The sequence below is a fragment of the Aquiflexum sp. genome, from assembly GCF_041749095.1.
GTDB lineage: Bacteria > Bacteroidota > Bacteroidia > Cytophagales > Cyclobacteriaceae > Aquiflexum.
The window spans coordinates 1-1,534 of record NZ_JBGTCA010000403.1 but is presented as its reverse complement, the minus strand read 5'-3'; the positions used below and the strand labels follow the sequence as shown (position 1 = coordinate 1,534).

The 1,534-nt window shown below is 40.2% G+C and carries 1 protein-coding gene; it reads right to left on the bottom strand.

The window, feature by feature from the left end; all coding sequences use genetic code 11:
* Positions 1 to 169 precede the first annotated feature (169 nt).
* Positions 170 to 1,483 carry a ribosome biogenesis GTPase Der gene (gene der / locus ACEW8O_RS18355; protein ID WP_373496083.1) on the bottom strand — a complete coding sequence of 438 codons (1,314 nt, stop codon included), beginning with the start codon at positions 1,481 to 1,483 and terminating at the stop codon, positions 170 to 172.
* Between the last annotated feature and the right edge of the window lie 51 nt (positions 1,484 to 1,534).

Genomic DNA, 1,534 nt, shown 5'->3' with positions numbered 1-1,534 from the left:
CAGTAGTTTCTTCAGTAACTTCTTTGTTTCCGCATGATGCAGAGAATAACATTCCTGCGATTGCGAACATTGCAAATACCTTTTTCATGATGATTTGTTTATTTCTTTTTTATTAAGCGTGCAAAGGTACTTCCATTTATTGTATTAACAAGCTTTTAATAAGAATTATTTATTTCTTTTTATAAGTAATTTTTATTGGAACTCCCTCAAAATCAAAGTTTTCCCGAAGTCTGTTTTCAAGGAACCTGCTGTAGGGAGACTTGATATACTGGGGTAGGTTGCAGAAGAAGGCAAATACCGGATTTTTAGTTGGCAATTGGGTGATATATTTAATTTTGATATACTTCCCTTTCAGTGCCGGTGGCGGATATTTCTCTATTTCCGGAAGAATGTATTCATTCAATTTGGAAGTAGCTACCTTTCTGGTTTTGTTCTCATAAACCTTCACCGCCAATTCAATCGCCTGGAAAATCCTTTGCTTTGTTTCGACTGAGGTAAAAATGATCGGGATCCATTTGTTTTCACCCAATTTTTCCACCATGTCCTTTTTGATTTTATCCAAGGTCTTGTGGTCCTTCTCAACGAGGTCCCATTTATTGACCATCAACATGATTCCTTTGTTGTTTTTGATACCTAAGGAAATTAGGTTGACATCTTGGGCTTCTAAACCTCTTGTTGCATCTATCATGATGATGAGTACATCGGATTCTTCCAAAGTCCTCAGCGAGCGCATGACAGAATAAAATTCTATGTCTTCTTTGACTTTTGCCTTTTTTCGGATTCCTGCAGTATCGGTGATGATAAAATCCTGACCGTACATTTTGTACCGGGTATGAATGGCATCACGGGTAGTGCCGGCTTCATTGGTGACTATGGACCTTTCCTGTCCCAATAAGGCATTCAAAAAGGAAGATTTCCCTACATTGGGCCTTCCCAAGATTGCGATTTTTGGGATACCTTCATCCGGGTCTTCTTCTCCTTCATCCGGAAAATGTTTGATCACCTCGTCCAACAAATCACCTGTGCCGCTTCCACTGACAGCTGCAATTGGATATACCTCGTTTTCTCCCAAACCCAAGGCATAGAATTCTGCTGCCAATAATGATTTTTCCGGGCTATCAGCCTTGTTGGCTACGATGAAAATGGGTTTTTTCGAACCTCGGAGTTCATTGGCAAAATCCTTATCCATATCTGTCAGCCCATCCAAACAATCCACTACAAAGAGAATCACATTCGCCTCTTCAATGGCCAATTTTACCTGTTTACGGATTTCGGCTTCATACATATCATCTGAACCGATGACATATCCACCTGTATCAATGACCGAAAAAAACTTACCTCCCCACTGTCCGTGGCCATAATGTCTGTCCCGCGTAACCCCACTGACGTTGTCTTCAATGGCTTTTCGTTCTTCCACCAATCTATTAAAGAAGGTTGATTTCCCAACATTGGGCCGACCTACTACTGCTACTATATTTGCCATTCTGCTATGTTCTTATTGGTCGTAACCAAATTTCTTCAACTTGTTTTTGTC

What these genes read in the sequence shown, in the direction of transcription:
- der (WP_373496083.1), bottom strand. Translation starts at nt 1,483, where the DNA reads ATGGCAAATATAGTAGCAGTAGTAGGTCGGCCCAATGTTGGGAAATCA.